This window comes from Terribacillus saccharophilus, from assembly GCF_046592595.1.
GTDB lineage: Bacteria > Bacillota > Bacilli > Bacillales > Amphibacillaceae > Terribacillus > Terribacillus saccharophilus_C.
Window position 1 is genome coordinate 238,229 of sequence record NZ_JAWVPF010000001.1, and the last position, 14,093, is coordinate 252,321.

At 43.4% G+C, this 14,093-nt stretch carries 11 protein-coding genes and 1 pseudogene; 5 read left to right on the forward strand and 7 right to left on the reverse strand.

Going from position 1 to position 14,093, the window contains the following annotated elements; translation table 11 throughout:
* Window positions 1-202 precede the first annotated feature (202 nt).
* From SFC25_RS01130 to SFC25_RS01140, 3 genes and pseudogenes are all read left to right on the forward strand, one after another.
* Window positions 203-1,292 (forward strand): annotated as a pseudogene (locus SFC25_RS01130) (amidohydrolase).
* A 113-nt stretch (window positions 1,293-1,405) separates the two neighbouring features.
* Window positions 1,406-3,394: a S9 family peptidase gene (locus tag SFC25_RS01135; RefSeq protein WP_411213507.1), complete on the forward strand. Its 1,989-nt coding sequence runs from the start codon at window positions 1,406-1,408 to the stop codon at window positions 3,392-3,394.
* A gap of 15 nt (window positions 3,395-3,409) precedes the next feature.
* Window positions 3,410-4,006, forward strand: a complete 597-nt coding sequence (locus SFC25_RS01140; RefSeq protein WP_411213509.1) for a pyroglutamyl-peptidase I — start codon at window positions 3,410-3,412, stop codon at window positions 4,004-4,006.
* A gap of 64 nt (window positions 4,007-4,070) precedes the next feature.
* On the opposite strand, the gene SFC25_RS01145 is transcribed toward SFC25_RS01140, so the two are convergent.
* From SFC25_RS01145 to SFC25_RS01170, 6 genes are all read right to left on the reverse strand, one after another.
* On the reverse strand, window positions 4,071-4,703 hold the full coding sequence (locus SFC25_RS01145) for a copper homeostasis protein CutC (protein ID WP_411213510.1): 633 nt from the start codon (window positions 4,701-4,703) through the stop codon (window positions 4,071-4,073).
* 41 nt (window positions 4,704-4,744) lie between these two features.
* On the reverse strand, window positions 4,745-5,833 hold the full coding sequence (locus tag SFC25_RS01150) for a hypothetical protein (protein ID WP_411213511.1): 1,089 nt from the start codon (window positions 5,831-5,833) through the stop codon (window positions 4,745-4,747).
* Between the two features lie 337 nt (window positions 5,834-6,170).
* Complete coding sequence (locus tag SFC25_RS01155; RefSeq protein ID WP_411213512.1) at window positions 6,171-6,539, reverse strand: VOC family protein; 369 nt, start codon at window positions 6,537-6,539, stop codon at window positions 6,171-6,173.
* A 316-nt stretch (window positions 6,540-6,855) separates the two neighbouring features.
* Window positions 6,856-7,704: a PRD domain-containing protein gene (locus SFC25_RS01160; RefSeq protein ID WP_411213513.1), complete on the reverse strand. Its 849-nt coding sequence runs from the start codon at window positions 7,702-7,704 to the stop codon at window positions 6,856-6,858.
* 30 nt (window positions 7,705-7,734) lie between these two features.
* Complete coding sequence (locus SFC25_RS01165) at window positions 7,735-9,189, reverse strand: glycoside hydrolase family 1 protein (RefSeq protein ID WP_411213514.1); 1,455 nt, start codon at window positions 9,187-9,189, stop codon at window positions 7,735-7,737.
* Window positions 9,190-9,194: 5 nt separating this feature from the next.
* Window positions 9,195-11,042, reverse strand: a complete 1,848-nt coding sequence (locus tag SFC25_RS01170; protein ID WP_411213516.1) for a beta-glucoside-specific PTS transporter subunit IIABC — start codon at window positions 11,040-11,042, stop codon at window positions 9,195-9,197.
* Window positions 11,043-11,394: 352 nt separating this feature from the next.
* Here SFC25_RS01170 and SFC25_RS01175 point away from each other — a divergent pair, with 352 nt between their 5' ends.
* Window positions 11,395-12,099, forward strand: coding sequence for a DUF421 domain-containing protein (locus SFC25_RS01175; protein WP_411213762.1), 705 nt, complete (start codon window positions 11,395-11,397; stop codon window positions 12,097-12,099).
* Between the two features lie 95 nt (window positions 12,100-12,194).
* Here the strand turns inward: SFC25_RS01175 and SFC25_RS01180 are convergent, their stop codons facing one another.
* The gene (locus SFC25_RS01180) at window positions 12,195-12,974 is read right to left on the reverse strand and encodes an MmyB family transcriptional regulator (protein ID WP_411213517.1); all 780 of its coding nucleotides are present in this window, start codon (window positions 12,972-12,974) and stop codon (window positions 12,195-12,197) included.
* 152 nt (window positions 12,975-13,126) lie between these two features.
* Between SFC25_RS01180 and SFC25_RS01185 the strand changes: the two genes are divergently transcribed.
* The gene (locus tag SFC25_RS01185) at window positions 13,127-14,074 is read left to right on the forward strand and encodes an aldo/keto reductase (protein ID WP_486389258.1); all 948 of its coding nucleotides are present in this window, start codon (window positions 13,127-13,129) and stop codon (window positions 14,072-14,074) included.
* Window positions 14,075-14,093: the final 19 nt, after the last annotated feature.

Here is a 14,093-nt window from a genome sequence, read left to right on the forward strand (position 1 = left end):
TTATGAAGAATGATGGAGATACTCTCCTTTTATATCGAATACTAAATTGTGGCCTAAGATAGTATTAATATTTACAGCACTTATAAGATGCCTTACTATCAATGTAAGGGCACTGCCGAACACAGAATTCTAATTCGAGTTTTCAGAATAGATATAATAGTTTATATTTTTAGGGAGGGTAATCCCATGAAGGCCATAACAAATGTATCTGTTAAGCGATACAACCATTTTGATAAAGGATGGAAAATTCACTTCTATCGGAGCATCCAGCATCCCTGAGGACTATGAAATTATCGATGCGAGCGGTACATACTTCACCCCGGGATTAATTGATGTCCATACCCATTTGGGTGTGCATGAAGAAGGAATCGGAAAAGAAGGACATGACTTCAATGAAACAAGTGCAGCAGCAACGCCGCAGGTACGCGCAATCGATGGGATAAATCCACTGGATCGAGGCTTTGAGGATGCCAGACGTTCTGGTGTTACGACAGTCCAAGTGATGCCGGGCAGTGCCAATGTCATTGGCGGAGAAATGTGTGTGTTAAAAACAACAGGCACAATCGTGGATGAAATGGTCATCCGCAATCCTTCCGGTCTGAAAGCTGCAACAGGTGAAAATCCAAAACGGTTCCACGGTGATAAAGGAAGAATGCCGACAACTAGAATGGGAATCGCAGCCATTCTTCGTGAAAAATTTATTGAGGCACAAACTTATATGGAAGATCGCAAAGCTGGTAAAGCAGCTAGAAACCTTGGATTAGAGCATATCGAAAAGGTATTGAATAAAGAAATACCTCTTCGCGTCCATGCCCACCGCGCTGATGATATTGTCACTGTACTACGATTAAAAAAGGAATTTGATATTGATTTAACGATTGAGCATTGTACCGAAGGACATCAGATCGCGCCGTTCATTGCCAAACAAGCTATCCGTGTATCGGTAGGACCAACCATGACAGCTCGCTCCAAAATAGAGCTTGCTGATAAAGGCTGGAATTACACTGCTGGCATTAGCAGAAGAATCTGTACCATTTTCCATCACGACCGATCACCCTGTCATTGCGATTGAGCATTTGATGACAAGTGCTATTTTAGCTGTCAAATACGGGTTGCCGGAAAAAGAAGCTCTTAAAGCCATTACGCTAAATGCGGCGAAGCATCTTGGCGTAGACGATCGAGTTGGTTCTGTTGAAGCTGGCAAGGATGCTGACTTTGTTCTCTGGAGCGGCAACCCTTTTGATTTGAGAAACAAAGCAGTACAAACCTATATAAACGGCGAATTAGTATAAGAAAACATGACAGGTTTCTTCGTTGTCCTGCCCTACTTTAGTGCATGACAACGAAAAACTTGTCCTATAACACGACAAATAAATAGATGTCCCGGGACAGGAGGCAGCAAATTATGACAGCAAACGGTCTAACAGCACAAGATTTATTCGAATTTTCATTCTTATCCGATCCGCAGCTATCACCTGATGGAAAATCGGTTGTTTTTGTTAAAAAAATTATCAACGAGAAGGAGAAATATCAATCAAATCTATTCCTGATGGACATGGATTCAAAGGAAATCACTCCATTCACCCAAGGTAGTTATTCCGACGTACAGCCGAGATGGTCATCTGATGGACAGGTTATATTCTTTACGTCTAATCGCTCTGGGAAGCAGCAGATTTGGAAAATTGCTTTTAACGGTGGAGAAGCAAGTCAGGTTACCAATTTTAAACGAGGTGCTTCGGAGCCCGTTTTGTCACCAGACGGCAAGAAGCTTATCGTTACCGTACCTTTAACAGCTTCAGACGATTTGGAAGATAAGGAAACTAAAGAGGAAAAGACAGAGAAAAAATTAAAGCCATTTATCACCGAGAAATTGGTTTACAAGTCGGATGCAAAAGGCTTTTCAGACGAAACCTTCGATCATCTCGTATTGATAGAGTTGGAAACAGGTACAGCCTCCTTACTAACAGATGGGCAATATAACCATCATTCACCGGCATTTTCTCCAGATGCCATGCATGTTGCATATAGCGCCAATCGTTCGGAGGATCCGGAACAGACATTCTTCTCAGATATCTATCAGTTGGATTTAACAACGAAGCGCACAGAAAAACTTACGAGCAGCGACAAAGTATTTTACACACCAAACTACTCTCCTGATGGAACAAAGCTATCCCTGCTGGGGGATGATTTGGAATACAAAGGATCCACCCTCACGAGAGTATGGACCCTGGATCTTGCAACAAAGGAACTCTCCTGTTTAACGAGTGAATGGGATGTGGAGTGCAATGATGTTGCGATTAATGATATGGGTACAGGAGCTGCAAGTGCTGGCGCCGTCTGGAGCAAGACAAATGATGCCTTATTCTTCTTAGCAAGCGAACTAGGATCCACTAGCTTATATCAAGTTACGTTGGATAAAAACGTCACCAAAGTTATTGGCGGGAAACGCCAGGTTTATGCATTCAGTACAGATAAGCATCAGGAGCGGTTTGTGTACGCCGTCAGTCAATCAGCCGCTATTCCTGGCGACTTGTTTGTGTCGACCTTGTCAGGCAGTGATGAGCAGCGTTTAACAGCTGTGAACGAGCACTTGCTGCAAACGAAAACATTATCGGTTCCAGAGGATTTTCATTTTAAAGCGAATGATGGAACCGAACTGCAAGGCTGGATCATGAAACCAGTTGGCTTCCAGGAAGGCGAAACGTATCCGCTTGTCTTAGAAATTCATGGCGGCCCGCATGCGATGTACAGTCATGCTTTCATGCACGAGTTTCAAGTTCTTGCTGGCAAAGGCTATGGTGTCCTATACATGAACCCAAGAGGAAGTCATGGCTATGGGCAGCAGTTTGTCGATGCAGTGCGCGGTGACTATGGAGGCATTGACTATGATGACGTGATGGTCGCGGTAGATTATGCTTTGGAGAATCATGGCTGGATTGATTCTTCCCGCTTAGGTGTTACTGGCGGCAGCTATGGCGGCTTCATGACGAACTGGATTGTCGGCCATACGAACAAGTTCAAAGCGGCAGTTACACAGCGCTCGATTAGTAACTGGCTCAGCTTCTATGGTGTGAGTGATATCGGCTACTTCTTTACCGAATGGGAGCACAAAACGACTGTTATGGAGGATCCCGAAGAGCTGTGGCGAATTTCTCCGCTCCGCTATGTGAAGGATGTACAAACGCCGCTGCTCATCTTGCATAGCGAAAATGATTATCGCTGTCCGATTGAGCAAGCCGAACAGTTGTATATCGCATTAAAGCAGCAAAAGAAACCTACACGTTTTGTACGTTTCCCTGAATCAAATCACGAGCTGTCCCGAAGCGGAGATCCTGGTTTGCGTATTATTCGTCTTACTGAAATAACGAACTGGTTCGATCAGTATTTGAAATAAAAAGGAGAATTAGATTTGAACATCTTACTCACAGGATTTGAAGCTTTTTTAGGGATGAAATCAAATCCTACAGAAGTGATTGTACGCAGCTTGGACGGAGAAACGATAAATGGGAACAAAATAATCGGCAAGGTGCTTCCAGTAGATTTCAAAAAAACGTCCAGCGTTATCATAGAACATATCGACGAATACCAGCCTTCTGCTGTCATTTCTTTAGGACTGGCAGCTGGCAGAAATAGAATCACCCCAGAGAGAATCGCGATAAACTGCATGGACGGGGAACCTGATAATAGCGGAAATCAGTATGACGGGCAAAAGATACTAGAAGATGCACCTGATGCCTACTTCTCGACGTTGCCAATTAAAAATATGACAGCAAAACTGCTGGAACATAATCTTCCTGCTAAGATTTCTAACACCGCCGGTACTTATTTGTGCAACCAAACGATGTACACCGTCAGACATCATATCGAAACAAATAAGCTGGATATGATGTCAGGATTCGTGCATATACCAGCACATCATGAATTGGCATTAAATAATCCAAAGCTGCCTTCTTGGTCAGTTAAGGATTTGGAAGAGGCGGTTCGGGTTATAATCGGGGAAATCTAGATTTTTCCCGATGCTATAAAATGAAAGAAACAGCCCCCCGGCCTTCACCGGAGGGGCTGCTTTTTCAATCAACTATTTTCGTACCGTGCACTTCTGTGCAATCTAGCTCAGATGTGATGAAGTGTAGGTTTTTACTAGAAATCCCTCCACCAGGAAGGATAACGATTCTGCCATTTGCATAATCGATGTATTCCTTCAACCTGAGTAAGTTATCTTCGATTTTAGTGTCTAGCGGACCTCCATGGGTAAGGATTCGATGCACGCCGTTTTCCACGAGCCAATCAATTGCTTTAAGCTGATTTTCAGGACTTATATGGTCAAATGCCATATGAAAGGTTACTTCCAGCCCTTTTGCTGCATCCAGTAAAGTGATCATAGCGCCTTCATCAATCCAGCCAGTGTCATTTAGGCAACCTAGCACCACGCCGTCAGTTCCTAATTCTCTTAAATGAACTATATCCCGCTTCATCATGCCTACTTCTTCTTTACTAAAAACAAAATTGCCGCCTCTTGGTCTTACCATACTCATAACTTTGATGTTTTTATCGTGGCAATAAGTAATCGTCATATTTGCTACGCCATGACTTACTGTGGTACCTCCTGCAGCAAGGTTGTCACACAGTTCAATTCGCTCAGCACCTTTAGCAATGACTCCGGGGACATTCGTAAAATTCTCGACACAGACTTCTTTCAGCATATGTTTATCCACCTTACTTATGATATGGCTTGCTGTGAACCTTATTGGTAATTAACAAACGCAGGTGCAGGATCTAGTTCCAGAACTTCTTCCGGTGTCATGACCGGTTCGTCTTTTTGATAAAACACCTTGAATCCACCATATTGGATAGACTGATTATGTACAAGCTGATGATAACCTGATCGTTTTAAAGCTGCAATGCCATGGCCGTCATTGTTCAGCACCACTTCCACGTTTTCTGTAGGATGGATAGCTTCTTTATTGTTGATAATGATGTCTGCAAATTGGTGGACGACTACCACCTTATCAGGAAGATCATTCTCAGATACTAGATTTGAAACATAATCAATCGCTTCCTGTACATTCTCGCCATCAACATGTCCCAAATCTTCTCCAGGAACTTGTCCCTCTTTCACATGAAATTCCGTATCAATTGCTAAGTGGACATAAGGCAATTTCAAATATTTCTCCAATGATTTTACTTGATTCATAATGTTGTCTCGACCCAGTTGGACATCCAAAATCAGCAAAGCATCATTCTCTTCGGCTAACTTCGCGTATGTTTCAATATCCTCATCCGCTGTCGGGTGCATATAAAGCCCATCCTCTCCAGGATTTCGCTGGGCGACCGTTGCGATCAATTCAATTGCTGGAATAGCCGGTCTCTCCGGATCCAATTCGGAATAAGCCTTGGTTTGATCCTTCAATTTCTCCATTAGGTCTTCCGGGCTGTACTCTCCCAGGATTCCCATGCTAGTAGAATCAGGATGTCCATAATAAGAAACGATTCTATTTTTCTGAAGCGGTCCATCTGTTTTATCTTCCGTTCTTTTTTCCAAGGTTTGACCTAAAGGAACGCTTCTGGCCGTGTCATCTCCATGCGCTTCTGTTTTTGGCATTTCCGCCAGCTGCGTTTCCGTATAATGACTTTGCAGCGGTTGGGCTGCCTCAGAAGGTTCAATAGCTTGATAGCTTGGCTGCGGAGAACTTGCTGCCTGCTCATCTGAGCTCACTTCTGACTTTTCTTTTGACTTCGGCTCTTGGTCTTGTGAAGCTTCCTGCGAACAGCCCGCTAATAATAAAGCCGGAATGACTGCAAGGCTAGCACCTGCCATAATTAGTTTTTTCACTTTATCCCACCTGTAGTTTAAGAGTATTTCATAAGTTGAAAGTGGTCCTGCATCAAACAAATGAATAGTATAAATCTAACATAAATTAATAGCTGCTTAATAAGCTTACCACCTAGAAAATTTAGATAAACCTTCGATAAGAGTTCTAGCTTCAAAGTTGAAATCTGGTTAGGAAGGTTAAATTACTACTAAACTTTACCCATCCCCCCTTAAACCGAGACCTCAAAGATATAAGGATTACCACTAATAAATAAGGACACTATACTCAATCAATGACATAATTTGGATCTTCTTATATAATGTTGCAGAGTTTTAGAAGACTGTTAGTGGGATTTGTTTAGTTGTGTACTTGGAGTTTGTTCTTACTTGGATCGTAAAAATAAAAGAAGTTATGGCCTTTGTCCTCTTGAATCGGTTCTACGTGAACATCTTTTGTGGTTAAATATGAGTGGAATTCTCTAATTCTTCTTGTGGTAAATCCAACTGAAAATTCAGGTTGCCCATTTATTGTAAAATGCCCTCTTGTCTCAGGATCTGCTTTTACTAAAACATATAGAGGTCCTGATTTAAGTGCCAATACCGCCAAATCTCCTTGATTAAACCGTAGTTGGAAATCTAAAATATCTGTATACCATGTTATGGATTGTTCAAGGTCAGTAACTGGAATCCTGAAATAGTGTATTTCTTCTAGATAATTCTCGGTCATCTCTCACTCTCTCCCTTTAAATAAAAATTAACCTCCGCAAAAATCTCACTTATTTAAGCGTTTTATCTGTCATCCCTTTTACCTTAATAGCCTACTAACTGTTGTACCTATGAATTCTTTACTTATAAGGATTTCTCCTCCTTGGAAAATTGTATCTTCCTCCACTAACCTGCCTTATAGTTGCAGTAGTAATAAGCCTATTGTTTTATTCATGTATTGGCACTCTCCATTTGCTATGTAGGTTATCTACTAGCAGCGTAATAAATATAAGAAGTAAACAAACAGCCCCACTCTGCTCTCACAGAAGGGGCTGTTTTCATTTCAACTGCTGATAAGAGGCCAATCGATGGATATGCACTGCCAAATACGCAAGCTCTTCCTTCGGCAGCATACTGCCGTGTACCTGTGAGATGTAGTTCTCGATCTTAAAGGCGATGTCCATGGCTTGTGGATACAGGTTCGCAATTTGTTCGAACAATAGATTTTCAGGATCGTCGAGCATGCTGTCTGCGTAGAAGCGCTCAACAAAAAATTTCACATGCGTAATGAAGCGGCCGTAATGGATGTTGTTGGTGTCCATTTTGATTTGCAGGGCGTAGCGGACGAGGTTTACGATGCCGCCGATCATTTTGGCATATTTCATCCCGTCATTCGATTCCTGCTTTTCGCCTTGGGCATTGATCAAGTGGAACGCGATATTGGCTGCTTCCTCTTTTGGCAGCTCGATCTCGAACTGCTTGTTGATCAGGTTCAGGGCGTACGTGCCGACCTCAAATTCCTCCTGGTAGAAATTCTTGATTTCCCAGAACACGCGATTCGTGATATTGATATTCTTTTTATAACGTTCGACCGCGAAATGCAGATGGTCCATGAGTGTGAAATAAATACCGGTGTTCAGCTTGGTGCCGAGCTGCTGCTCAGCGTGCTGGACAATTTGCTGCGTCAGGTCGATGAACGCTTGCGGGATGGAGTCCAGCAGACGCAGGAATTCCTTGGCCTTGGCATTTTCAATGGGCATGAAAGTCTGGTCAGCTTGATCCTCTTTGATGACGCTGCCAGCCTTTTGACCATAGCCGATTCCCTTGCCGAATAGGATATATTCTTGTTTCTCCTCGCCCTCTACCAGCACAACGCTGGAATTGAGCACTTTTTTGATCTTAATCATCGGCTTCACCTATCCTCTGCGATGTATCTATCAGTCTAGGTCTTCCCCATTGCTTTCAATTACTTTTTTGTACCAATAGAAGGAGTCCTTACGCTTGCGTTCAAGCGTGCCGTTGCCGTCGTCGTCCTGGTCAACATAGATGAAGCCATAGCGCTTCGACATTTGCGATGTGCCGGCACTGACGATATCAATCGGGCCCCAGCTTGTGTAGCCGAACAGCTCAACACCTTCTTCAACGGCTTCCTTCATTTGACGGAAATGCTCACGGAAGTAGTTGACCCGGTAGTCATCATGAATACTGCCGTCGCTTTCGACTTCGTCCTTGGCGCCCATGCCGTTTTCAACGATGATCAGTGGCAGTCTATAACGATCATACAGCTCCAGCAAACTGATCTTCAATCCAATCGGGTCGATCTGCCAGCCCCAATCTGTAGCCGGAAGATAAGGATTCTTCACTCCTCTTACTGTGTTACCAGCAGTCTTCTCCAGGCCATCTTCTACTGACTCTGTCAGGGACATGTAGTAGCTGAAGGAAAGATAATCGACTGTATTCTCTTTCAGAATCTCCAAGTCGCCTTCTTCCATTTGAATGTGGATGCCTTTACGCTCCAGCTTCTTCAATGTCAGACGCGGATATTCTCCAAATACCTGTACATCAGCATAGAAGTAGTTCTGCAAGTTCTTCTTGAGCGTGATTTCCACATCTTCTGGCTTACAAGTGTTTGGATATGTTGTAAGCTTTGTGAGCATACAGCCAACCTGGCTGCCGGGAATGATTTCGTGACAGTCTTTTGTCACTAGCGCTGATGCGACGAACTGGTGATGCAGCGCTTGATATACCTGTTCTTCTTCCTTGCCTTCTGGACACTTGTCTGGAATGATGCCAGCTGTTGTGAACGGATGGCGGTTGATGCTGTCGATTTCGTTGAACGTAAGCCAATACTTTACATAATCCTTATAGCGATGGAAGCAAACATTAGAAAAACGGACAAAGTCATCAATCACTTTACGCTCCACCCAGCCGTTGTATTTCACGCTGAGTGCCAAAGGCATTTCATAGTGGGACAGCGTCACAATCGGCTCTATATTATGCTTTTTCATTTCCTTGAACAGGTTGTCATAGAATTCCAGACCTTTTTCGTTTGGCTCCTGCTCTTCTCCTGTTGGAAAAATACGGCTCCAGGCGATGGAGACACGCAATGCTTTAAAGCCCATTTCAGCGAATAGCGCCAAATCTTCCTTATAATGATGGTAGAAATCGATACCGCGGCGTTTTGGATAATATTTATCACTCGGATCGTCCATTGCTTTTTGGACAACATCAGAACTAATTGCTACATGGCCTTCGTAATCATCAAGACTCAGGTCGGAACGGTAGCTCGCTACATCCGCAACGCTCATGCCTCTGCCGTCTACATTCCAAGCGCCCTCTGCCTGATTGGCGGCAATGGCGCCGCCCCATAAGAAATCTTTTGAAAATGTCATCTGTTTCAGCCTCCTAGTTGGGTAATGACCATCAGCTTATCCTGACGGGTAACGTTTTCTTGTTTGGTTATTTGAACATCATATTTGTCGGTATTGGTGATGATTGCGAGTGTGACTGGATCAAAGCCGGCTGCTTTGATTTTATCGAGATCGAATGTAAGCAGCACATCGCCTGCTTTTACCTGATCTCCGACTTTGACCTGCGGTGTGAAGTGCTCACCGCCGAGCTGAACTGTGTTTAGTCCCACGTGGAACAATATTTCTGCACCTGTCTCTGTTTTCATGCCAAGTGCATGGCTTGTTTCAAAGATCATCGAGATTTCGCCGTCTACCGGTGCGTACAGCTCACCTTTTGAAGGAACAACTGCTATCCCATCACCCATTGCTTTGGAAGAAAACACTTCGTCCTGCACTTGTGATAACGGTATCATTTTACCTGCTACTGGGCTGGTAAAAGTCTCACCTGTGCCGATTTTCTCAGCAAACTTCTCTTCCTCTGGCTGCACTTGTTCTTTGTCTTTGCCAAGGATGAATGCAGCGATGAAGGCTACAGCGAATGAAAGTACGAATCCGATTGCTGCGTACAGCATGTTACGCGGCAAATCTTCAGATAGGAACATACTCATGCTGGCAAGCCCTGGACCAACGATAACGAATGCCTGCAATCCAACGATACCGACAAATGTACCGCCTGTGAATGCTCCTATCATAACACTCGCGAGTACCTTTTTGTTTTGTAAAGTAACACCGTACAATGCGGGCTCTGTGATTCCAAAGAATGCCGAGATACCGGCAGAGACTGCAGTCGTACGAAGCCGTTTGTCTTTCGTACGCAACGCGATGGCAAAGCAAGCGCCGCTTTCTGCGATGTTATGCGCAAGAGAAGCCGGCATATAAAGTGCTTCACGACCAGTTCCACCCAGTGTAGTCAGTGCGTAAGGCAGCAATGCTTTGTGCATTCCCATGGCAACCATGAACGGCAGCACACAAGCTAGCAACGCAACTGCAAGCCAGCCAACATATTCATACACCCAAAGAATGACAGCAGCGAAGCCTTGACCGAATGTATAACCAGCGGGACCGAGCAGCAGCAGTGCAATCGGCACTGTGATTACTAAGGACATCATCGGTACAAAGAATATCCGGATCGGCTTCGGCGAGAAGCGTGTGAACAGCTTTTCCATCTGTGCATAGAACAGGACTGTTAAAATGGCCGGGAATACTTGATACGCATATGCGATATTTTGCAGATTGAATGAAAACAGCTGTGCGCCTTCTGTCAGCATCGTTGTCATGTTCGGCAAAATAAGGGCACCAACTGCAGATAACGCGACAAGCGGGTTGACCTTCAGTTTGTTAGCCGTAGTTACTGCTACTAGCAATGGCAGGAAGTACAATGGTGCATCTCCGACCATGTTCAAAATCTGATACGTCTGGCTTTCTGTTTCCAGGACTCCCATCAACGCAAGCAAGAGTAAGAGTGACTTCAGGATACCTCCGCCAGCAATAGCTGGCACTAACGGCTGGAATACGCCAACGATGAAATCAAGAATGGTAGCGCCGATTTTCTTCTTCTCTTTTGGCTGACCAGCTGCTTCTTCCCCGCCAACATCTCCAACAAGCTTCTGCAGTTCATTGTAAACTTCGACCACATCATTGCCGATCACAACCTGGCATTGCGCTGTCATTCGGACAGCGATGACACCTGCTGTACTTTCCAGCGCCTTTATATCTACCTTTTTGTTATCGACGAGCGAGAAACGCAGACGCGTCGAGCAGTGCCCGAGATGCGCGATATTCTCCTTGCCCCCGATATGCTGCAAAACGTCTGTTGCGATTTGTTTGTAATCCATTCCTAACCCTCTCTTTCTCGATGCGACGGGTAGAAAGAAAACAAAAAAGGACCTAATACGGCAAATGAAAACAACTTGCCGAATTAGATCCTGCCTGCATTACCAGTCACATGTCTAATGGTTTTATTTAACTGACTTCAGTATAGATCATAAAAATGTAAGCGTCAACATTTTTACGAGGATAATTATAAATCCAAAAAAACTGTAATAAAAACACATGCACAGTTTTGTTTCAGAATTATAAATACACAATGCAGAAGAACTACTCCAGCACTTTTATTGACTACAAGGATACCAAGAGATGGAGCGGGAAATAATAGACTCATTATCATTGAGAAAGGATGTGCCTTACTTGGATTTTTTTCAAAGCCAGCAAACACTTACAACTTTTGAATGGGTGCTTCGAGCAGTCGTTTCGTTTATCTTTTTATTGATTGTGGCTAAAGTGCTTGGTCAGCGTTCCATATCGCAGCTAAGGCTTCTTGATTTTGTTATTGCATTAGTTGTAGGAAATATTATTGCCCACCCTTTATCCGATGAAGAACTTGGACTCAAGGGCTCCATCGTTACAACTATTGTATTGGTGCTCTTATACCTGGCAGGGATTTTTCTTATTTTAAGATGGCCTTGGTTTCGAAAATTGATCAATCACAAGCCTATTCCAATAGTACGGGACGGAGAAATTCTCTACAAAGGCTTACGTCATGCGAGAATATCGATTGACGTTCTGCTAGAGGAATTACGAAAAGGAAAAGTAGTGGATATAAAAAAAGTGGCTTTAGCGCTTTGGGAAGCCGAAGGAAGAATATCGTTCTTTCTGGATCCTAAATATGAGCCTGTCACACCAGATACGATGCAAATAAACATGAAGCCTTTTTATCTGCCGCGAACAGTTATTAAAGATGGGAAAATTGTTTATGAAGAACTGAAAGAAACCAATAAGGATGAAGCGTGGGTTGTGTCGCAATTAAAAAGGGCATATCAAACTGAAGTAAAAGATGTACTGCTTGCTACCATCAGCAACAATGAAAAGTTTAGCGTGTTTTTATATCGCTAGTCTAAGCAGGCACTCTCTTATCATAGAAAAATACCCAGATAAAATGCTTAGTTAGAAAGGCGATTTTATCTGGGCGTTTTTATGCGATTCTAAATTTAAGAAACAGGTATATACATACACCAGTTTAAATCTTCATCTCCATCTACTCGCGAGGAAGAATGAATGCGATACTGGTTTATCTGGTCTTCTTCATCCTTTATGGTGATAAAACTAACCTTCTTTTGCTGGATATGATGCTGTTCCCATAGAGTCCGGAACGTACCGCTTTGCTTTGTCAGCTTTTCGAGTAGCTGGTTTAGGATTTTATCTTCTGGAAAACGGTCATAAATATTTCGCCAGACTGCAACGGAATAGGCTGAGAATTCTTCATAATTTTGAATACGATCCCGAAAGCTTTTTTCCAAAAACAGCAATGCCATTATATGCCGCTCTTGATAGGAGGAAAATGGAAAGATTCTTTTTTCCACTTCTTTGTTCCAAAAATGAATTTTGGAACGCTGATCAGTTATAAACGATGGAAAAGGCAGCTCGTCTACAGTGGCTTGCAAGGAACTATTATATTGCTTATCAATTGGCAGAGCTAATTCCTCATTATACGCAAGGTTAAAGAGATGCTCCTTCTCTTCAGGATTCAACTGCAACGCCTGACTTATGTTTAATAAAACGTCTCGGGATGGATGAATGTCTTTCCCCTGTTCAAGCCATGTATAATACGTCACACTAATATTACTTAGATATGCCACTTCTTCCCTGCGAAGTCCTGGTGTCCTCCGTCTTCCTGAACTTGTTTGAATGCCCGCTTTATTAGGCTGCATACGCTCTCTTCGCGACTTCAAATAGTCACCAAATACCTTCGAGTGTATTGTAGCTTGCATTGATCTCAAACCTCCTCCAGCTCTTCATATTCCTTAAACTATTAGTGATATTACTAGTATGAACATGCCGTGGTTATCACCATTTTTATTATGTAATATTGTAGCATACCCGCCAGTAAAAGGAGGATTTGTTCATGATTAGCAATCATTCAATACTGAAACGAAAACTTGGAAACGAAGGTTTGGAAGTATCAGCTATCGGGCTTGGAGCTATGACAATGCCTGATAATCAAGCCACTATCGATACCATCAGAGGTGCCTTGGAAAATGGGGTCACGCTGTTTGATACAGCAGACTTATACGGAAATGAAGGTTTTCAGCAGCATCGGTTTGGAGATAATGAGAAACTTTTAGGCAAGGCACTAAAGGGCCGCCGTGCGGAAGCTGTGATTGCAACAAAGTTCGGAATCACCCATAGCCAAGGGCATAAGGGTGATCCGGCTTATATAAAAAAATCTGTCGATGCCAGTCTGTACAGCTTAGGAACCGACTATATTGATCTTTATTATCAGCATAGACATGACCCCAATACGCCTATAGAAGAAACCGTTGGCACGCTGGCTGATTTGGTTAAGCAGGGCAAAATACGTTATATAGGCCTCTGTGAAGCTTCGGCAGACATGATCCGCCGCGCCCATGCCGTACATCCAATCACTGCTGTACAAACCGAATATTCATTATGGAGCAGAGACGTGGAAGACGAAATATTACCTTTATTAAAAGAACTAGGAATTGGTTTCGTACCATACAGTCCCCTGGGCAGAGGATTTCTGACAGGCAACATTCAAAAAATAGAGGATCTTTCGGAAAGCTATCCGCACCATATGTACACCCGTTTCCAAGGGGATAATTTTACGAAGAATGTAAAAGCAGCAGCAAATATCGAGAAGTTGGCTGCGAAAAAAGGGTGCACCACTGCACAGCTTGCATTAGCATGGCTGCTTGCGCAAGGGGACCAAATCGTACCTATTCCAGGAACCAAACGGTTAGAACGCGTGAAAGAAAACATTGGTGCGTTGGAAGTATCGCTAACAGACGCAGACCTTGCAGAAATTGAAAGGATAGCTCCAAAGGGAATAGCCTCAGGCAGCAGGTTTTAATAGTCTGTTGCAAAAGAAG